Annotated in this window: 12 protein-coding genes; 8 read left to right on the top strand and 4 right to left on the bottom strand. The window is 58.1% G+C overall.

Going from position 1 to position 20,539, the window contains the following annotated elements; genetic code table 11:
* Position 1 precedes the first annotated feature (1 nt).
* From bcsB to N5J69_RS16465, 5 genes are all read left to right on the top strand, one after another.
* Positions 2-2,293 carry a cellulose biosynthesis cyclic di-GMP-binding regulatory protein BcsB gene (gene bcsB, locus N5J69_RS16485; protein WP_279771668.1) on the top strand — a complete coding sequence of 764 codons (2,292 nt, stop codon included), beginning with the start codon at positions 2-4 and terminating at the stop codon, positions 2,291-2,293.
* Positions 2,286-5,753 (top strand): cellulose synthase complex outer membrane protein BcsC, encoded by a 3,468-nt coding sequence (gene bcsC, locus N5J69_RS16480; RefSeq protein ID WP_279771667.1) that lies wholly within the window; start codon positions 2,286-2,288, stop codon positions 5,751-5,753. Before bcsB ends, bcsC begins: the two co-directional genes overlap by 8 nt.
* 116 nt (positions 5,754-5,869) lie before the next feature.
* Complete coding sequence (hmsP, locus tag N5J69_RS16475) at positions 5,870-7,876, top strand: biofilm formation regulator HmsP (protein ID WP_279771666.1); 2,007 nt, start codon at positions 5,870-5,872, stop codon at positions 7,874-7,876.
* A gap of 225 nt (positions 7,877-8,101) precedes the next feature.
* Positions 8,102-9,391, top strand: coding sequence for a dicarboxylate/amino acid:cation symporter (locus N5J69_RS16470; RefSeq protein ID WP_279771665.1), 1,290 nt, complete (start codon positions 8,102-8,104; stop codon positions 9,389-9,391).
* A gap of 246 nt (positions 9,392-9,637) precedes the next feature.
* Positions 9,638-11,128, top strand: coding sequence for a pitrilysin family protein (locus N5J69_RS16465; RefSeq protein WP_279771664.1), 1,491 nt, complete (start codon positions 9,638-9,640; stop codon positions 11,126-11,128).
* 3 nt (positions 11,129-11,131) lie between these two features.
* On the opposite strand, the gene N5J69_RS16460 is transcribed toward N5J69_RS16465, so the two are convergent.
* Both N5J69_RS16460 and N5J69_RS16455 read right to left on the bottom strand, forming a co-directional pair.
* Complete coding sequence (locus tag N5J69_RS16460; RefSeq protein WP_279771663.1) at positions 11,132-12,004, bottom strand: alpha/beta hydrolase; 873 nt, start codon at positions 12,002-12,004, stop codon at positions 11,132-11,134.
* Between the two features lie 519 nt (positions 12,005-12,523).
* Entirely contained in the window at positions 12,524-13,456 is a 933-nt protein-coding gene (locus tag N5J69_RS16455) for a sugar kinase (RefSeq protein WP_279771662.1), read from the bottom strand.
* Positions 13,457-13,736: 280 nt separating this feature from the next.
* Here N5J69_RS16455 and pdeH point away from each other — a divergent pair, with 280 nt between their 5' ends.
* Positions 13,737-14,510 carry a cyclic-guanylate-specific phosphodiesterase gene (gene pdeH, locus N5J69_RS16450; RefSeq protein ID WP_279771821.1) on the top strand — a complete coding sequence of 258 codons (774 nt, stop codon included), beginning with the start codon at positions 13,737-13,739 and terminating at the stop codon, positions 14,508-14,510.
* A 63-nt stretch (positions 14,511-14,573) separates the two neighbouring features.
* Positions 14,574-16,634, top strand: coding sequence for an AsmA family protein (locus tag N5J69_RS16445; RefSeq protein WP_279771820.1), 2,061 nt, complete (start codon positions 14,574-14,576; stop codon positions 16,632-16,634).
* Here the strand turns inward: N5J69_RS16445 and ppiC are convergent, their stop codons facing one another.
* Positions 16,635-16,916 (bottom strand): peptidylprolyl isomerase PpiC, encoded by a 282-nt coding sequence (ppiC, locus tag N5J69_RS16440; protein WP_279771661.1) that lies wholly within the window; start codon positions 16,914-16,916, stop codon positions 16,635-16,637.
* Between the two features lie 75 nt (positions 16,917-16,991).
* Here ppiC and rep point away from each other — a divergent pair, with 75 nt between their 5' ends.
* Positions 16,992-19,013, top strand: a complete 2,022-nt coding sequence (gene rep, locus N5J69_RS16435) for a DNA helicase Rep (protein WP_279771660.1) — start codon at positions 16,992-16,994, stop codon at positions 19,011-19,013.
* Between the two features lie 41 nt (positions 19,014-19,054).
* Here the strand turns inward: rep and gppA are convergent, their stop codons facing one another.
* Positions 19,055-20,539, bottom strand: a complete 1,485-nt coding sequence (gppA, locus tag N5J69_RS16430) for a guanosine-5'-triphosphate,3'-diphosphate diphosphatase (protein ID WP_279771658.1) — start codon at positions 20,537-20,539, stop codon at positions 19,055-19,057.

Here is a 20,539-nt window from a genome sequence, read left to right as displayed (position 1 = left end):
TATGACGACAACAGGAATAAACAGGTGGGTCGCTGCGCTGCTGCTGGGTTCCGCAACGTTAAGCGGCGCGCAGGCGCAGGACAATGTGCCGGTCAGTGCCGCCGGAGAAACCGCAGTGCTCGCTTTGACGCAGCCGCCCGTTGCGCCGCTGCGTAACAGTCAGCTGAGCTTTGCTAAGCTGGCACCGCCGCCGGGCAGCATGATGCTGAGCGGAACACGCACCAGCGGGCAGATTGAGTTCGGCGTGCGGAGCGATGAGGTGGTGACGCGTGCGCTGCTCACGCTCAGTTACCGGCCATCGCCTGCGCTGCTGCCTACCCTGTCGCAGCTGAAAGTCTATCTCAACGACGAGCTGGTGAGCCTGATCACCCTGACACCGGAACAGATCGGTAAACAGAATCAGGTTCAGCTGGCGATCGATCCGCGTTTCATCACCGACTTTAACCGCGTGCGCTTTGAGCTGGTCGGTCACTACGCTAACATCTGCGAAAATCCGGCCAACAGCACCATCTGGCTCGATATCGGCAAAGAGAGTGGACTGGATCTGACGCTGCAAAAACTGCCGCTGAAAAATGACCTGTCACACTTCCCCGAACCCTTTTTTGATGCGCGTGACACGCGACCGCTGACCCTGCCCGTGGTGTTTGCTGCCCGGCCCGATGTTAACCAGCAGCGTGCCGCCGCGATCCTCGCCTCCTGGTTCGGCAGCAAAACCGGCTGGCGCGGACAGCGTTTTCCGGTGCTCTACAATCAGCTGCCGCAACAGCAGCATGCGGTCGTCTTTGCCACCAACGATGCGCGCCCGGATTTCCTGAAAAATCTGCCGCCGGTGATGAAGCCGACCGTGGCGATGATGAGTCAGCCTGACAGCCCCTATGAAAAAATGCTGCTGATCCTGGGACGCAACGACGATGACCTGCTGACGGCGGTGCAGGGGATTGCGCAGGGTGAGTTGCTGTTACGCGGCGACAGCGCGACCATCGATCGCGTCACGCTGCTGGCCCCGCGCCAGCCTTATGATGCGCCAAACTGGGTGCAGACCGATCGCCGCACCACGTTTGCTGAGCTGACGCAGTATGAAAACCAGTTACAGTCTGACGGCCTGCAGCCCAACCCGATCAGCCTGACGCTGAATCTGCCGCCCGATCTCTTCCTGGTGCGGGCGCGCGGCATCGATATGGACCTGAGCTATCGCTACACCTCGCCTGTCCAGCAGGACGGCTCACGGCTGGCGGTAAATCTGAATAATCAGTTTATTCAGGACTACCCGCTGCAGCCAAAAAACACCGCCGGTCAGCAACTGCTGCGTATTCCCCTGCTTCAGGGGATGCAGGACAAGAATCATGAGCTGCTGATCCCGGCGTTACGGCTGGGCGTGCTGAACCAGCTGCGTTTCGACTTTGATTATGCCAACACCTTTATAGGTGGCACCGCTGACGGGCGTTGTGAAACCGTGACGCCGGTCGGCCATCATGTGGTGCTGGACGACAGCTCCAGCATCGACTTTTCTGGCTATCGGCATTACATCGAAATGCCGTCGCTGCAGACCTGGGCGAATGCAGGCTTTCCGTTCAGCCGCTACGCCGATCTGGCCCAGACGCTGGTACTGGTACAGCCAGACCCGGATGCACAGCAGGTCAGCACAATGCTGAATGCGCTGGGCAATATGGGCGCACAGACCGGTTATCCGGCGCTGCGCGTGCAGCTCACCGACGACTGGCGCACGGCGCAAAAGCAGGATGCGGATCTGCTGATGATCGGCGGCATCCCCAAAGATCTTCAGGATGACAGCCGGATCGCCGCGCTGGTTGATGCCACGGCCAGCTGGCTGAAAACCCCGGCGCGACAGACTGCTCAGCATACTTTGCCGCTCAGCGAGGCTGAACGCGCTGCCGAAAGTAACACCGCCATTGGTTCCCGTGGCCCGCTGGCGACCGTGATCGGTTTCCAGTCGCCGTTTTACGATCAGCGCAGTGTGGTGGCGCTGCTCGCCGATGGCAGTCCGCGCAGCTGGCAGCTGCTTGATGAGGCCCTGGAAGACAGCGGCAAACGCAGTGCGATCGCTGGCTCTGCCGCACTTATCCGTGAGTCGGGCGTCAATAGCCTGCGGGTCGGAAAGACCTACTTTGTGGGCCATCTGCCGTGGTGGGAGCGGATCTGGGCGATGCTGGCGGCGCATCCCTTCTGGCTGGCGCTGTGTGCCGTGTTTGTCGTGGTGCTGTTTGCCATGCTGGTCTGGCGTCTGATGCGTCTTATCGCGAACCGCCGTCTGCTTGAAGATGACGATGAATAAGTTTCCTCTGCTGCGGTCGGGTGTGCTGCTCGGCGTGCTGGCTGCGCTGCCGGGGCAGGCTGCCCCTGTGTCCGGGCCACAGGTTTCGCCGGTTGACTGGCTGCTGACCCAGGTGCGCATCGGCGAATCCACCAACAAGTATGAGCTGGTGCAGCAGTCGCTTTACCGGCTGGAGAAGATGGACCCGGATAACCCCCAGGTGCTGGCGGCGCGTCTGCGCCTGGCACTGCATCAGGGTGATATCACCACAGCGCAGACGCTGCTGGATCAGCTCAACAGGCTGGCACCCGACTCGGCTGCGGCGCGGGAGTCTGCTGCGGGCCTGCGCATGATGTCGCCTGAGGGCCGACAGCAGCTGCAGCAGGCGCGTCTTCTTGCCACCTCCGGCCGTCTGGCAGAGGCGAAAAGCGCGTATGATGCGCTGTTCAATGGCGTCTTTCCCGATCCAAATACGGCGCTGGAGTACTGGCGGCTGCTGTCACGCCTTCCCGGTCAGGAAAATGTCGTCTGGCAGCAGCTTCAGGCGCTGGAGCAACGCTATCCTGGCAATGTCGGGGTCGGGCTGCAGATTGCCCGCATGGCATTTGATCGGCAGCAGCCTGGTCAGGCGATAGCCCAGCTGAAGCGGCTGGCGGAGAGCGGGGGCGGGCGTAATGCAGCGGCCGACCTCTGGTTGCAGCAGATCAACAATCAGCCGATCAGCGATGACAGTGTGGCGCAGCTTAAGGCTTATCTGGCGGTGTTCACCGAGGGCGAAGCACACCAGCAGGGCGCAGAAGCGCTTGCGAAGCAGCAGACGACGCTGGCCGATCCCGCTTATCGTGCGCGGATGCGGGCGCTGGCGCTGGTCGACGCAGGCGACGTGAATAACGCCATGGCTTCCCTTAACCGGGCGCTGAAAGCGAATCCCGATGATGCCGAATTGATGGGCGCGATGGGGCAAACCCAGGCCCGGGCAGGCCATCGTGATGCCGCGATTCTCTGGCTGGAACGTGCCATTAAAGCGGGTCAGCAGAGCACGCTGATCGGCAAATGGCAGTCACTGTTGCAGAGCAATCGCTACTGGCTGGCGATTGAGCAGGGCGATAAAGCGCTGGCGCAGCACGATGTCGAGGGTGCCGGACAGCACTACCGTGCGGCGCAAAAAATTGACAGCAGCGACAGCTATGCCCTGATTGGCCTGGGTGATGTGGCGATGGCGCGCAAAGACATGGCGGCAGCTGAACAGTTGTGGCAGCGCGCCCGGCGGCTGGATGGCACCAATATCACGGCGGTGCGTCGGCTGGCGGGCCTGTATCAGGCGGAGTCGCCCGCCCGCGAGATGGCATTTATTGATACCTTACCTGCCGCCCAGCAGCGTGCCCTGGCCGACACCATCCGGGCCCTGCGCAGTGACAGCCTGCGGGCCGAGGCCGATGCCCTGGCGCAGCAGACGCGCTGGTCGCAGGCCGCAGAGAAATATCGCCAGGCACTCGCGCTGGCACCGGATGACGTCTGGCTCAGTTACCGGCTGGCTGGCGCGCTGCGTAACAGCGGAGCCGGACAGCAGGCGGATGCGGTGATGCGTGCAGTGCCGCAGCGGCATCCGCAGGACGCCACCGCACTGTATGCGACCGCACTCTGGTATTCGGGCAATGACAACAACAGCGAGGCAATAGCCACGCTGCACCGTCTGCCCGACGCGCAGTGGAGCAGCGATATGCGCCAGCTGGCTGATCGCCTGAAGCAGGATCAGATCTTCGCTCAGGCCGGTGCGCTGCGTGCTACAGGGCAGGAGCAGGCGGCAGTGACATTGCTGGCGCAGCAGCCCGTTTCCAGCCGACGCGACCTGATGCTGGCCGACTGGGCGCTGGAACGCGGTGACGCGCAGCAGGCGCTGACGCATTATCAGCAGGTGCTCTCGCGCCAGCCGGATAACGGCGACGCGGCGCTGGGGCGTGTCGAGGCGCTGATTGCCCTGCAGCGCATCCGCGAAGCACGACAGGCTCTGGCGCAACAGCCGCCGGTGCAGGCGAGTGTTAATCAGGATCGCCGCGCTGCGCTGGCGTGGCAGGCCGTGGGAGAAACTACGCGGGCTGCGGTGCTGTTTGCCGATCTGAAACAGCGCGTCGCCTCGCTGCCGCCTTCGCAGGATAAAGCGCTGGTGTTCCGTGATGCGGCACGGCTGGCGCGTGCGCAGCAGCAGCCTGAACGGGCGCTGGACGATTATCGTCAGGCGATGACGGCCAGCGGTATCGACAGCCGGGATAACCTCAGTCGTGCGACCCGCAACGATCCCCAGGATGACTGGCTGAAACGCAGCCTGCGCAGCGACACGGCGGATCTCTACCGTCAGCAGCAGCCTACGCTGACGGTGCAGCAGGATTATTCCCGTAACAGCGGCACCGGCGGCATCTCTGATTTTACGGCGCACACCACCATGCTGCAGGCGGAACATCCGTTTGCCGATGGCCGTGGCTTTTTCCGTCTTGATCGGGTGGACGTCTCTGCGGGCACATTTACCACCCAAAACGGCAGCTTCGATGAGCTGTTTGGCAGCTGCGACGACGCCAGTTCGGGCGGCTGCAGTCGCCAGACTCACCAGCGCGATAAGGGCACGGCGCTGGCTGCTGGCTGGCATAACGCGACCTGGTCGGCCGATCTCGGCACCACGCCGCTGGGCTTCGAGGTCACTAACTGGACCGGCGGGCTGAGCTGGAAAACGGATGTAAAACAGCTGGGTGTGACGCTGACCGCTTCACGCAGGCCGATTGCCAGTTCATTGCTTTCTTATGCCGGCACGCGCGATCCCGCCGTCAACGGTGGCAAAAGCTGGGGCGGCGTGGTGGCAACGGGCGGCAGCATCGGACTGAGTTACGATCAGGGCGGCGCACATGGCGTCTGGGGTGACATCAGTGCGCATCAGATCACCGGTAAAAATGTCGCTGATAACAGCCGCGAGCGCCTGATGGGCGGCTATTACTACAAGCTGATCAACAGCGACAACCGGCGTGCGACGGTCGGGCTGAACAGCATGCTCTGGCACTATCAGAAGGATCTCAGTGATTACACCTTCGGCCAGGGCGGCTACTACAGTCCGCAGCAGTATCTCTCCTTTTCTGTGCCGGTGACCTGGCGGCAGCGCACGGAAAACTGGTCGTTTGATCTGGGCGGGTCGATCTCCTGGTCGCATTCGAAAACCGATGCACAGCAGCGCTATCCGGTGAATCCGGGTTATACCCTTGCCAGTAATCCCGTTTCTGCCAGCAGTACCGGCGGCGGGGTGGGCTACACGCTGCAGGCGGTGGTTGAGCGACGACTGACGTCAGACTGGTTTATCGGTGCGGGTGTCGATATTCAGCAGGCGAAGGATTACACGCCGAGCCACGGTCTGCTTTATGTGCGCTATGCTGCCGGCGGCTGGGAAGGGGATCTGGATATGCCGCCACAGCCGCTGATCCCTTACGCAGATTTTAAATAACCCGGACCGGTAAAAAGCAGGACTTTTCAGACGGTAAAAAAGTCAGTTTATGGGATATACTGGCGGGCCTGTACTGTCTGCTATCTGAGCTTTTTTCATCGTCGGGAGAGAATTTTTTGCGCGTAAGCCGGTCACTTACGATAAAGCAGATGGCGACAGTTTCGCTGGTTGCGGTTATCACCATCAGTATCTTTATCGTCATCCAACTGTTTCATTTTGTGCAGCAGCGCAGGATTGACTACGCCCAGCAGATGGAAAATATTGCGCACACCGTCCGCCAGCCGCTGTCGGAAGCGGTGCTGCGCGCCGACATTCCTCAGGCCGAACATATTCTTCATTCACTGAAACCTGCCGGTATTTTATCGCGTGCCGATGTGGTGCTGCCTAACGCATTCCAGGCACTGCATGCCGACTTTGAGACGGAAAAACCGGTGCCGCTTCTGGTGGCACGCCTGTTTGAGCTGCCGGTGCAGATTACGCTGCCGCTCTATTCCATTGAAAATACCGGGATGCCGAAACCGCTGGCCTATCTGGTGTTGCAGGCGAACTCAACGCGTGTCTACCAGTTTATTCTCAGCACGCTCTCGACCATGATCATCACCTATCTGCTGCTGGCGCTGATTCTTTCCGTGGCGATCAGCTGGTGCATCAACCGGCTGGTGGTGCATCCGCTGCGCAATCTCTCACGGGAGCTACAGGAGCTGCCACCGCAGTCGATTCTGACGCACAAACTGACACTGCCGCAGAGCCACCGCGATGACGAAATCGGCATGCTGATCCGCAGCTACAACCGTAATCAGCAGGTGCTGGAGTCGATTCATGACGAGATGAGCCGGCTGACCACCCATTTTGCTGTTACCGATCTGCCTAACCGTACCCTGTTTCTGGCGCTGGTCGATCAGTTCATGTGCAACCCTGAACGGCCACTGGGTCTGATGGTGATCCGCGTTGAAACCCTGCAGGAAGCTAACGGCGTATTGAGTGATGAACAGCGCGATACGCTGATGCTGACGCTGGTGGAGAAAATCCGGAATACGCTGGATGACCACACCCTGCTGGCGCAGACCGGTGTCAGTGACTTCGTGCTGTTAATGAAGCGCGCCAGTAACCCGTTCCGGGCGCTGCGCCTGGCGCGTAATCTGATGATTCGGCTTAATCAGCCGGTCAATCTGCATCAGCTCCAGCTGCGTCCTAACGTCAGCATCGGTCTGGCGCTGCGCGACGATCAGCCGCTGAGCGCTAACGAGCTGCTTGATCGTGCGACCTCGGCGATGATGTCGGCCCGTCATCAGGGCAAAAATCAGATTCTGTTCTTTGACGCTGCCCTGACCGAGCGGGCGCAGAAGCGTCTGACCCAGGAGCATGACATTCTGCAGGGGCTGCACGATGAGCAGTTTGCCCTCTACCTGCAACCCCAGGTTGATATGCGCACCGGCGCGTTAACCGGTGCAGAAGCGCTGCTGCGTATGCGCCAGCCTGATGGCAGTTTTGGTCTGACCGAAGAGTTTATTGCCAGTGCTGAAGAGATTGGTGTGATCACCGCGATTGGCCGCTGGGTGTTCGAAGAGGCGTGCCGCATTCTGGCAGGCTGGCAGCGACAGGGCATTTTGCTGCCGCTGAGTGTGAATATTTCCGCGGTGCAACTGCGGGATACCGGCGTGGTTTCTCATCTGCAAGCCCTGCTGACGCGCCACCGTATCGCGCCAGGCACCCTGGTGCTGGAAGTGACAGAAACGGCGCAGCTTGACGATGCGGAACAGGCGATGCTGATGCTGCGCATGTTGCAGCAGACCGGCGTGGCAGTGGCGCTGGATGATTTCGGCATGGGCTACTCCAATCTGAACTATCTCCATCAGCTGAAAGCATTGCCGGTTAACAAACTGAAGATGGATCGCAGCTTTGTGGCGGCACTGCCGCATGATGACACCATGGTCCGCATCGTGGCGGCCATCGCCGAGATTATCCATCTGGAAGTGATTGCTGAAGGCGTGGAAACCGCAGAGCAGCGCGACTGGCTGCTGGCACGCGGTATCGCTATCGGTCAGGGCTACCTCTACGCAGAAGCGCTGCCGGTGAGCCGATTCAACCAGACGTGGATAGCAAACTCCTCACCGCCGCAATAATTGCCTGATTCATTGATTTTGCGAGATTTTTAGTTACAAAACCCCCTGCTGAAGCGTTTCAGTTCAGAATTACGATCCCAGGGTTTCCTGGGCGTTTGTCACCCTGTATTAATCACGTAAACAGAGTGTTATTTTCGGGTTACTGTCAGGCGCCACCTCTGCTGCCCGCCAGTCACAATAACGAATCCGACAACATCACCTCACGGCGTTAGTGGACACCTGTTTATGAAAACCTCACTTTTTAAAAGCCTTTATTTCCAGGTGCTGATGGCGATTGGCATCGGCGTTTTGTTAGGCCATTTTTACCCGGAGTTAGGGACCCAGATGAAGCCGCTGGGAGATGGCTTTGTTAAATTAATCAAGATGATTATCGCCCCGGTGATTTTCTGTACCGTGGTGACCGGCATTGCCGGTATGGAAAGCATGAAAGCGGTAGGGCGGACCGGCGCAGTTGCCCTGCTCTATTTTGAAATTGTCAGCACCATCGCGCTGATTATCGGCCTGATCGTGGTGAACGTGGTGCAGCCAGGTGCCGGGATGAACGTTGATCCTGCCACGCTGGATGCCAAAGCCGTGGCGATTTACGCCCAGCAGGCAGAGCAGCAGGGTATCGTCGCTTTCCTGCTGGACGTGATCCCTAACAGCGTGATTGGCGCGTTTGCCAGCGGCAACATTCTGCAGGTCTTGCTGTTTGCCATCCTGTTTGGTTTTGCCCTGCATCGCCTGGGTAACACCGGCACGCTGATTTTCAACGTGATTGAGAGCTTCTCGAAAGTCATTTTCGGCATCATCAACATGATCATGCGTCTGGCACCGATAGGGGCATTTGGCGCGATGGCATTCACTATCGGTAAGTATGGCGTGGGATCACTGGTGCAGCTTGGCCAGCTGATTATCTGCTTCTACATTACCTGTGTTCTGTTTGTGGTCATCGTACTGGGGCTGATTGCGCGTCTGTTTGCCGGGTTCAGCATCTTTAAGTTCATTGCCTATATCAAAGAAGAGCTGCTGATTGTGCTGGGTACTTCCTCTTCCGAGTCTGCGCTGCCGCGCATGCTGGATAAGATGGAGAAGCTGGGCTGTAAGAAATCGGTAGTCGGGCTGGTGATCCCCACCGGTTACTCCTTTAACCTTGATGGCACCTCGATTTACCTGACGATGGCGGCGGTCTTTATCGCTCAGGCGACCAATGCCCACATGGATATCTTCCATCAGATTACGCTGCTGGTGGTGCTGCTGCTCTCCTCGAAAGGCGCAGCAGGGGTAACCGGAAGCGGGTTTATCGTCCTGGCGGCAACGCTCTCTGCGGTGGGCCATCTGCCGGTGGCGGGTCTGGCGCTGATACTCGGTATTGACCGCTTTATGTCCGAAGCCCGTGCGCTGACCAACCTTATCGGTAACGGTGTGGCGACCGTGGTGGTGGCGAAGTGGGTCGATCAGCTGGATCAAAAACAGCTTAACGACACGCTGGCTGGCCGTAATAAGGAGAATAAAGCGTCTGAATCTTCAATTTAATCATTGAATTTCACTTAAATCCTCACAAATGCCCGCTGTCGCTTGCCCTGACAGCGGGCATTTGCATAATGAACCCCACTTGTTTTTTTTGACGTTTTTCACTTCGTTGCGCGACATCCTGAGCTTCCTGTGGTCAAACACTTTGTTGTTGGATAACAGCGCGATTCGGCATCAGCCGATTCGTTAATAACAGCGGCAATATGCGCCAGTGATGACGATATTTGAATTATTTGAGTAGGGGTTCACATGCAGGGCACCAGAATTCGGCTTTTGGTTGGTGGATTAGTGCTGGCAGGCAGCTTTGGTCTCCAGGCAGAAACGCTGCAACCGGATCCGGCCTGGCAGGAAGGCAAGCTGGATAATGGATTTAACTGGCAGCTACTGGCCACACCGCAGCGCCCCAGTGACCGTATTGAACTGCGGCTGGTGGTGAATACCGGTTCGCTGGTTGAAAGTGCGCAACAGACCGGCTTCAGCCATCTGCTGTCGCGTCTGGCGATGGTGCATAACACTGCACTTGATACCCAGCAGCAGCGTGCGCTATGGCAGCAGGCGATGGATCCTCAGCATCCGCTGCCGCCCGTCATCGCCTCCTATGATTCCACCCAATATAATCTGAGCCTGCCGAATAACCGCCCCGAGCTGCTGAAAGAAGCGCTGAACTGGCTGGCGGCCACGGCAGGCAATATGGCGATCACCGAAGAGGTGGTTAACACCGCGCTGAAAGCGTCTGATCCGGTGGCGACCTGGCCGAAAGATCCCCAGGATGTCTGGTGGCGCTACCGCCTGAAAGGCTCCGCGCTGCTGGCACATGACCCGGCAGCACAACCCCGTGCGCCGGTTGATTTAACGCAGCTCAGCGATTTTTACCATCAGTGGTATACCCCGGATGCGATGACGCTCTACGTGGTAGGGAACGTTGACAGCCGTAACCTCTCTGAACAGATCAACAAAACCTTCTCGGCGTTAACCGGCAAACGTGAAACCCCTGCGCCACTGCCCACCTTGTCGCCGCTGCCACACGAGCCGGTGAATCTGGTCAGCAGCAACATGACGCAGGATCGTCTGTCACTGGTATGGGATACGCCGTGGCAACCGATTCGTGACTCCCAGAATCTGCAGCGTTACTGGCAGGGTGATCTGGCCCGTGAAGCGCTGTTCTGGCATGTCCAGCGTGCGCTCAGCGACAGTAAAGCGCAGGGTATTCAGGTAGGATTTGACTGCCGTGTGCTGTATCAGCGTGCGCAGTGCTCCATCAACATGGATGGGCGCAACGAAAATCTGGCGCAGAACATGAACCTGGTGGCGCGTGAGCTGGCAAACGTGCGTGATAAAGGCTTACCGCAGGAGGAGTTTGATGCGCTGATGGCGCAGAAGCTGCTGGAGCTGAACAAACTGTTTACCACCTATGCGCGCACCGACACCGATGTTCTGATGAGCCAGCGTCTTCGCTCTCAGCAGAACGCCGTGGTCGATATCGCACCAGAGCAGTATCAGAAGCTGCGCCAGACTTTCCTGGCTGGCCTGACCCGTGAACAGCTCAACCAGGAGCTGCGTCAGCAGCTGACGCAGGAGCTGATGATGGTTCTTATTCAGCCGGAAGGCGAAGCAGAGACCAACGTGAAGAGCCTGCAAAACAACTGGGACAAAGTAATGGCACCGCCAGCGGCACCGGCGACCAGCAATGAAGCCAGTCCGCCGGATAGCAACGTCAAAGACGTTCCGCCAGCCGCTTAACGGTCAGGTTTTTGCCCTGAGCCACTCGGTCACTAACATCGGCCAGCTGGCAAGGGGCAAATCGGCGACGCCGCGAATACCAAATCCGTGCCCGCCTTTCTGATAGAAATGGACTTCAGCCGGAACGTTATGCTCACGCAGCGCGCCGAAAAACGCCATGCTGTGATTCACGGATACGGACTCATCGTCAGCGGCGTGGATCAACAGCGTCGGCGGCACCAGCGGATGAACCCGGGTTTCCATTGAGTAGGCTTCAATGGTTTTCTGATCGGGCCAGGCACCCAGCAGTCGGGTTCTGGCTCCTTCATGGGCGATGCCGTCACGCATGCTGATCAGCGGATAGACCAGGATCATCGCATCCGGGCGCGGCGAGAAGTTTTCTGCGCTATCCTGCACCGGATAAAGTTTCTCAGCAAAACGCGTTCCCAGACTGGCCGCTACGTGGCCGCCCGCCGAAAAGCCCATCATCACAATGTACTTACCGTTCAGGCCACGCTGAGCCCGTTCACGCAGAACGCGAACCGCACGCTGCGCATCCGCCAGCGGGGCATCGGCACCTTCATGATGACCATCATAAGGCAGACGATAAGTCATGACGGCCAGGGTATAGCCCATCGATGTAAAGAAGGTTGCCAGAGCGCTGCCTTCACGGTCGATCATCACGCGCTGATATCCCCCGCCCGGTGCGACCAGCAGGGTAATGCCGTTTGATTCGACCGGATGCCAGATCGCCATCTCCGGGCAACGCACGCCGGTAGCGGCGCGATCGTAAGGCTCATATTCTTTTGCCATATCGACAATCTGCGGCTCGGCGCGTGAGTCGCTGGCGCCTGGCGCATCACCGTGTGGCCAGATATTAATAATTTCTGTGTGCATAAATAGATCCTGATGCGGGGAATATTTTAATTGTTTTGTTCGCGGCCGGAGAGAACAGCGTCCTGCTGTCTTTTGATTAAAAGATGGTCTTTTTTCAGGCGGTCGTCCATCCGAAAAGGGCGAATATGACCAGATTCGGACTATGCCTGGTGGTGGATCTGTTTATGTAAATAATTAATTTTAATCAATAAATTATAAGAGGGATTAACGGGGATTGCCGCAGGGGGACGGTGATTAACCACTAATTTTCAGCCTAAGGTAAATGGCTGGCACGGCCCGCTTTATTAGCCGCAATTTACCGGATATCACGCTGCCTGCTGTTAAGTCGGCATAATGATTTTTAGCGCCGGATCACACCCGCCACGATACCGGGGCTAACGTACCGTTCAGGTCCGGGACTGGCCGGGATGGGTTATCCCGGACCTGACGTTGCCCGTAACCGCAAAAAATGCGCCAGAGGGCGCATTTTCTTCGTGTCTGAACTTCACGTCCCGATCAGCGGCGCTGGCTGCCGCCGCTTCAGTCAGGCATTGCCGCTGCCGGAATGATGGCGCCGCGATGCTGAATCACGGTACTGGCAGTCAGGTGCCCGCACTGTGCGGCGGCCTCTGCTGAAGCCCCGGTCAAACGGCGTGCCAGATAACCGGCACTGAACGAATCGCCAGCGGCCGTGGTATCAACCACTTTCTCTTTCGCCAGAGAGACCGCAGGCACATCAATCAGCGGCGCATCGCCGATGGCTACCAGACAGGAGTCGGCACCACGCTTGATCACGATTTCGCTGGCACCGGCCTGACGGGTACGCGCAATAACCTCATCCAGCGGCTGTTCACCCCACAGCAGATGTTCATCATCCAGCGTCAGGAAGGCGATATCGGTGCAATTGAGCATGGCGCGATAAGCGGCCTGCGCACTGGCGAGGTCGGCCCATAAACGCGGGCGGTAGTTGTTATCAAAAATGACCCTGCCGCCCTTCGCCCGGCAGCGGGCCAGCAGCGCCATCAGCTTCTCACGACTGGCAGGCGGCAGAATGGCCAGGCTGATGCCGCTGAGATAAAGATAATCGTAGTGCGACAGCTGTTCGGCTATCTCTGCTGATTGCGGGCTGTCGAGCCAGTAACGCGCGGCGGCGTCGCTGCGCCAGTACCAGAAGGTGCGCTCGCCATCGGCATCGGTTTCAATCACATACAGGCCCGGCATTTTATTATCCAGCCGCTGAATCAGGGCGGTATTCACCTTCTCCTGCTGCCAGGCCGCGATCATCTGATCGCTGAACGAATCCGTTCCCAGCGCGGTGACATAATCGACCCGCAACTGCTGCTCATCAACCTGGCGGGCGAGATAAACGGCCGTGTTAAGGGTATCACCGCCAAAGCCACGCTTAATGTTCTCACCCTTTTCGGACAGCTCAATCATGCATTCGCCGATGATGGCGATTTTCTTCTGCGTCATGGTTTAAGACCTGTAGTGAAATATCGGCCTAGTCTCGCGTCTGGTATGGAAGACGTCAATGATTTTAAAACGGCGTTTTAATTTAACTTAAGGTCAGGAATAGCCCCAGTCTGGCAGATTAGAGTGGCTAACATCAGCCTGTTTAGCCGATTATATTAGCGAAACGGCTGGTAAACTCGCCGCTTCATATCGCCAGGTCGTTCATCTCTCTATCACAGGCACATTTGATAATCGCTTCAGTCACCCGTTTTGGGGGCTGGTTACCAACCAGGAAAATAGCATAGTGATGGAGAGTATTAGCCAATGGCTGCCGTCTTCAACCGACCTTAATCTCCACACGGAAACGCCGCTTTTCTGGCAACAATGTCACCGACGGTATCGGTTTCAGCCGATCTACCGGGTCACCGGTCGATTGCTCGCCATTGAACTGCTGACCGCCGTTTATCATCCCATGGCACCAGAACGGAATCTCTCCCCTGAAGCCTGGTTTGACGGACTCGACATCGCTCAGCGCCTGAACGTCGTGTATGAGCAGCTTGAATTGCTTGCCGAGTGGACTGCCTTTTTTGAGCGCAATGACGTAGTCGCCTCGGTCAACATCGATGGGCCCTCACTGCTCGCCATTCAGCACCGGCCTGCTATCCGCCAGCTCATTGCCCGTCTGCCCTGGATACGCTTTGAACTCACCGAGCATCAGGCGCTGCCGCAGAAGGAGAAAGTGGCGAAGATACCTGAGCTGGGGCCGCTGTGGCTGGATGACTTTGGTTCGGGCATGGCGAATTTTTCGGCGCTGACCCAACTTAACTATGATTACATCAAGCTGTCGCGCGACCTGTTTACCCTGCTGGGCACCACGGATGAAGGGCGCAGCCTGTTTTCGATGCTGCTGGCGCTGATCAATCGCTACTGCAACGGCGTCATTGTTGAAGGCGTAGAGACAGAAGCGCAATGGCAGCAGGTGAAAGCGTCGCCCGCTATTGCTGCCCAGGGCTACTACTTTTCGCGGCCGGTCCCATTTTCTGAACTGAATCATCTCACTCTCCAGCTTCCCTGATGCCGTTGCGCGCCGTCTCGACTATCTTTAACGCAGACCGTGAATGTGCAAGGAGAAAGCGTGATGTCGCGTACCGGGAAAATAGTCAGCTGGGTAGCAGGAATTCTGGTGTTGTTGATCGTGGTGATTATCGTCGTCATCGCCACCTTTGACTGGAATCGCCTGAAGCCCACCATCAATCAGAAAGTCTCTGCCGAATTAAACCGTCCCTTCGCGATACGGGGCAATCTGGGTATCGACTGGGCACGAAATCGCGACGAGGCTGGCTGGCGGCGCTGGGTGCCGTGGCCGCAGGTGCATGCGGAAGATATCATGCTGGGTAACCCGCCGGGTATTCCTGACGTCACCATGGTGCATCTGCAACGTGTGGATGCCACGTTGTCACCGCTGTCGTTACTGCATAAAGAACTGTTCATCCCGTGGATCAAGCTGCAGCGTCCCGATGCCCGGCTGATCCAGACCGCAGATAAAAAGAACAACTGGACCTTTACCCTGGCCGATAGCGGCAAAGACGAGAAAAATGCCGCACCGTCTGCCTGGTCTTTCCGTCTGGATAATATCCTGTTTGATCAGGGGCAAATCCGCTATCGCGACGCCGTTAACCGTGCAGATGTTACGGTGCAGGTTAATCCACTGGGTAAACCGGTGCCCTATGCGCAGATTGCTGGCGGCAATGACCAGCAGAAGGGTGCAGGCGACTTTGTGTTTGGCTGGCAGGCTACCGGCACCTATAACAATGAGAAACTCAGCGGTGAGGGCAAAATCGGCGGCATGCTGTCGCTGCGCAGTCAGAACACCCCGTTCCCGATTCAGGCCGATCTGCGCAACGGTACCACGCGTGTGCAGGTCACCGGCGGTCTGCAGGACCCGATGAACCTCGGCGGCCTGAATGTGCGACTGCGCTTCTCCGGCGATACGCTGGCGAATCTCTATGGGCTGACCGGCGTCCTGTTGCCTGACACACCACCTTATGAAACCGATGGCCATCTGATTGCTAAATTCAATGGCGAAAAGGGCGCGGTCTATCGCTATGAGAAATTCAACGGCCACATTGGCGACAGCGATATTCATGGCTCGCTGATTTACACCCAGGGCAAACCCCGTCCGACACTGACTGGCGAACTGACCTCGGAGCAGCTGCGCATGGCCGATTTGGGGCCGCTGATTGGTGTGGACTCAGGCAAAGGCAGTGAGAAGACCGCGCAGGCTAAAGCGCGTCGCGGTGAGAAATCGACTCAGCCCGCCGACCGCGTGTTGCCACACGACAAGTTTGAAACCAAAAGCTGGGACGTGATGGATGCCGACGTGAAGTTCAGCGGCAAACGTATCGAGCACAGCAACTCACTGCCGTTAAGCGATCTCTACACCCATTTACAGCTCAAAAACGGTGACCTGCTGCTGGACCCGCTGCGCTTTGGTGTAGCGGGCGGCAATCTCAACAGCACCATCCGGCTGGAGGGCGATCGCTCACCCATGCGCGGCCGGGTTGACCTTCATGCGCGTAAGCTGCGACTGCGCCAGCTCTTCCCGGATGTGCAGGCGATGCAGAACAGCCTCGGTCAGCTTAATGGTGATGCCAGCTTTACCGGCACCGGAAACTCAGTGGCCGATTTGCTGGCGACCAGTAATGGTCAGCTTAAGCTGCTGATGAACGATGGTCTGATCAGCCGCAGCCTGATGGAAATTGCCGGACTGAATGTCGGTAACTACGTGGTAGGCAAACTGTTTGGCGATGACCAGGTGCGTATCAACTGTGCCGCCACCGACATCAAACTGCAGAACGGTCTGGCGACGCCAAACCTGTTTGTGTTTGATACCGAGAACGCCATTATCAACGTGACCGGCAACGCGAACTTTGCCAGTGAGCGGCTGGATCTTTCAGTGAATCCGGAAAGTAAAGGCATCCGCATCGTGACGCTGCGTTCACCCCTCTACGTGCGCGGCACCTTTAAAAATCCTGATGCAGGCGTGAAAGCGGGGCCACTGCTGGCGCGTGGAGCGGCGGCCGTTGCGCTGGGTGCGGTTGTCGGCCCGGCAGCGGCGCTGCTGGCACTGATCTCACCAAGTGATAACGAAGACAATCAGTGCAGCACCGTCCTGCAGCAGATGAAGCAGAAGAAGTAATTAGCTGCGGTAGAGCACTTTGATAATGTGATAACCAAAGCCGGTCTTTACCGGCCCGTAAGGCGTCAGCAGCGGGCAGGTAAAGACCGCTTTATCAAACGCTGGCACCATCTGTCCCTGACGGAATTCGCCCAGATCGCCACCCTTACGGCCGGAAGGACAGGTTGAGTGCTTCTTTGCCAGCTCCTGAAAATTACCGCCTTTCGCCAGTTTCGCCAGAATCTCTTTTGCCAGCGCTTCCTCTTTGACCAGGATGTGTAAAGCCGCCGCGGTTTTCGCCATGTTGGTATCTCGGTTGTGTATAATTGCCGCCCAGTATAAACCCCTTTCTTTTGATTCAGGCAGGCGATTTCTTTTATGCGTTTAAACCCCAGCCAACAACGTGCCGTCGAATTTGTTACCGGTCCCTGTCTGGTACTGGCGGGTGCGGGATCGGGTAAAACCCGCGTGATTACTAACAAAATCGCCCATCTGATTCGTGAATGCGGCTATCAGGCCCGCCACATCGCCGCCGTCACCTTTACCAATAAAGCCTCACGTGAAATGAAAGAGCGTGTGGCGCAGACGCTGGGCCGTAAAGAGGCGCGCGGCCTGCTGATCTCAACCTTCCATACGCTGGGACTGGAGATCATCAAGCGCGAAACAGCGGCGCTGGGCATGAAGTCCAACTTCTCGCTCTTCGACGATCAGGATCAGCTCGCCCTGCTGAAAGAGCTGACCAGAGAGTGGCTGGAAGAAGATAAGACGCTGCTGCAGCAGCTTATCTCCACCATCTCGAACTGGAAAAATGATCTTATCGATCCGCAGGGCGCTGCCGCGCAGGCGCGATCGCAGCAGGAGTCTATTTTTGCTCACTGCTATGCCCTCTATAGCCAGCATCTTAAAGCGTGCAACGTGCTGGATTTCGACGATCTGATTCTGCTGCCGACGCTACTGCTGCAGCGTAATCAGGAAGTGCGCGAGCGCTGGCAGCAGCGTATCCGCTACTTGCTGGTGGATGAGTATCAGGACACCAACACCAGCCAGTATGAGCTGGTTAAGCTGCTGGTTGGCGCACGCGCGCGCTTCACGGTGGTGGGCGACGATGATCAGTCAATCTACTCCTGGCGCGGTGCGCGACCACAGAATCTGGTGCTGCTGAATCAGGATTTCCCGGCGCTTGAGGTGGTGAAGCTGGAGCAGAACTACCGCTCTTCCCAGCGCATACTGAAAGCCGCGAATATCCTGATTGCCAACAACCCGCACGTCTTTGAGAAGCGGCTCTTTTCGGAGCTGGGGCAGGGCAGCGAGCTGAAAGTGCTGACCGCCAACAGCGAAGAGCATGAGGCGGAGCGGGTGACCGGTGAACTGATTGCGCATCACTTTATCAACCGCACGCAGTATAAAGATTACGCGATTCTCTATCGCGGCAACCATCAGTCACGCACCTTTGAAAAGTTTCTGATGCAGAACCGCATCCCTTATCGCATCTCCGGCGGCACCTCTTTCTTCTCACGGCCTGAGATCAAAGATTTGCTCGCCTATCTGCGCGTGCTGACCAATCCTGAGGATGACAGTGCGTTTCTGCGCGTCGTGAATACGCCGCGACGTGAGATTGGTCCGGCCACGCTGCAGAAGCTGGGCGAGTGGGCCAATTTGCGCAGTAAGAGCCTGTTTAACGCCAGTTTTGATGTCGGTCTGGGGCAGACGCTGAGCGGCCGCGGTCTGGAACATCTGCAGCGCTTCACCCACTGGCTGAATGAGATTATCCAGCTGAGCGAGCGGGAGCCGGTGAACGCAGTGCGCGATTTGATTCGCGGCATTGACTACGAGAGCTGGCTGTTTGAAACCTCCGGCAGTCCGAAAGCCGCCGAAATGCGGATGAAGAACGTCAACACGCTGTTTCAGTGGATGACCGAAATGCTGGAAGGCAGCGATCTCGATGAGCCGATGACGCTGGCACAGGTGGTGACGCGCTTTACCCTGCGCGACATGATGGAGCGCGGGGAAAGCGATGAAGAGCTGGATCAGGTGCAGCTGATGACGCTGCACGCCTCTAAAGGGCTGGAGTTCCCCTATGTGTTCCTGGTGGGCATGGAAGAGGGCCTGCTGCCGCATCAGAGCAGCATCGATGAGAACAACATCGAAGAGGAGCGTCGTCTGGCTTACGTGGGCATCACGAGGGCGCAGAAAGAGCTGACCTTCACCCTGTGTCGCGAACGCCGGCAATATGGCGAGTTAATCCGGCCGGAACCGAGCCGTTTTCTGCTGGAGCTGCCGCAGGATGATCTGCAATGGGAGACCGAGCGCAAGGTGGTCAGTGCGGAAGAGCGGATGAAAACCGGGCAGAGCCGGGTTGCCGGTCTGCGGGCGATGCTGGATAAGGCGAAAAAGAGTTAACCTGGCAGGAGGCGAAGGGTATTCGCCTCACGCGTGCAGGATTACGACAGCGTTAATAACCAGTGGACGTAGGACTGATAGTGGCTTTCCTGCTCAAGCAGTTCGCTGCGCAGCGGGTGCGCTTCCAGCCAGCCCCCAGGCAGGGTCAGATGCAGGGCATCGTCGTCCGCCCGCAGCCTGACGGCAGGCAGGGTGTCGTCGCGACGGCGGGTGGAGAAAATAATCGCCAGCCGCAGCAGGCGGCACATCCGTTCCGCCAGACGGGGCGGCAGGGCGTTTTGCTGAGTCAGCAATGCCAGGTCGATGCTGCCGCTCTGGTTTTGCAGTAAACAGGCCAGCAGCTTTTTCTGCGCCGGTGTGAAGCCGGGCAGATCGAGGTGACGCACCAGATACGCCGCGTGCTGCGGCGCATGACGGAAGTCGACGCTCAGGCCAATCTCATGGATCGCGCAGGCGCTGAGCAGCAGCTCACGACAGCGCTGATCCAGCTTCCACGGCGAAGAAACCTGCCGGAAAAAGCTTTCGGCCAGCTGACGCACGCGGTCTGCCTGCTCGACATCAATGCTGAAACGGCGCTGGACGTTGTGCAGCGTGCGGGTCCGGATATCGCGGTCGACCGGCAGATGGAGCATGCCGTAGACCAGGCCTTCGCGCAGGGCACCCCCTGCCAGCGTCATGCTATCGATGCTGAGTTCCTGGAAGATAGCGATCAGGATCGACAGGCCGCTGGGGAACACCAGCGCCCGTTCCAGCGTCAGTCCTTCAATTTCCAGCTCTTCCAGTTTGCCGCACTGAATGGCGCGCTGCTTCAGCTGCTGCAGTTTACTCAGCGTGATGCGCTCATCCATACCCTGCGCCACCATGATCTCCTGCAGCGCCTGAACCGTGCCTGAGGCACCCACACAGGCCTGCCAGCCCTGCGCACGCAGTTGCGCGGCAATGGGCTGAATCATCTCACGTGCCGCCAGCTCAGCCTGGTCAAAATTCTCTTTTGCCAGATGACGATCGCTGAAAAAGCGCTCCAGCCACGTCACACAGCCCATCGAAAGGCTGAACAGCACGGACGCGTGTGAGCCATCGCCGGTTGCCAGTTCGGTGCTGCCCCCGCCGATATCGACAACTAAGCGCTGGTCAGATCCCCCGGTGGTATGTGCCACGCCCTGATAAATCAGGCGCGCCTCTTCCTCACCGCTGATGACGTTGATGGTACAGCCGAGAATCTGCTGGGCGGTGTCGAGGAATGTCTGCGCATTGGCCGCCAGACGCAGCGTGGCGGTCGCCACCACACGAATCTGATCGGGGGGAATATCCTGCAGTTGTTCAGAGAAGAGTCTGAGGCATTGCCAGCCACGCGACATCGCGTCGGCTGACAACAGGTTATTTTTATCCAGACCGGCAGCAAGGCGAACCTTGCGCTTAATTTTTGCGATGGTCTGAATACTGCCAGAGACTTCGCGCACCACCAACATATGAAAGCTGTTAGACCCTAAATCGATCGCTGCATAAAGTGACGATGCGCTTAGCAT

It is taken from the genome of Pantoea sp. GD03673 (genome assembly GCF_029844725.1).
Lineage (GTDB): Bacteria > Pseudomonadota > Gammaproteobacteria > Enterobacterales > Enterobacteriaceae > Pantoea.
This window is presented reverse-complemented; position numbering and strand designations above follow the sequence as displayed.

Coding starts and splice junctions, on each gene's coding strand:
- bcsB (WP_279771668.1), top strand. CDS start 2: ATGACGACAACAGGAATAAACAGGTGGGTCGCTGCGCTGCTGCTGGGT.
- bcsC (WP_279771667.1), top strand. CDS start 2,286: ATGAATAAGTTTCCTCTGCTGCGGTCGGGTGTGCTGCTCGGCGTGCTG.
- N5J69_RS16470 (WP_279771665.1), top strand. CDS start 8,102: ATGAAAACCTCACTTTTTAAAAGCCTTTATTTCCAGGTGCTGATGGCG.
- N5J69_RS16465 (WP_279771664.1), top strand. CDS start 9,638: ATGCAGGGCACCAGAATTCGGCTTTTGGTTGGTGGATTAGTGCTGGCA.
- N5J69_RS16460 (WP_279771663.1), bottom strand. CDS start 12,004: ATGCACACAGAAATTATTAATATCTGGCCACACGGTGATGCGCCAGGC.
- N5J69_RS16455 (WP_279771662.1), bottom strand. CDS start 13,456: ATGACGCAGAAGAAAATCGCCATCATCGGCGAATGCATGATTGAGCTG.
- N5J69_RS16445 (WP_279771820.1), top strand. CDS start 14,574: ATGTCGCGTACCGGGAAAATAGTCAGCTGGGTAGCAGGAATTCTGGTG.
- ppiC (WP_279771661.1), bottom strand. CDS start 16,916: ATGGCGAAAACCGCGGCGGCTTTACACATCCTGGTCAAAGAGGAAGCG.
- rep (WP_279771660.1), top strand. CDS start 16,992: ATGCGTTTAAACCCCAGCCAACAACGTGCCGTCGAATTTGTTACCGGT.
- gppA (WP_279771658.1), bottom strand. CDS start 20,539: ATGCTAAGCGCATCGTCACTTTATGCAGCGATCGATTTAGGGTCTAAC.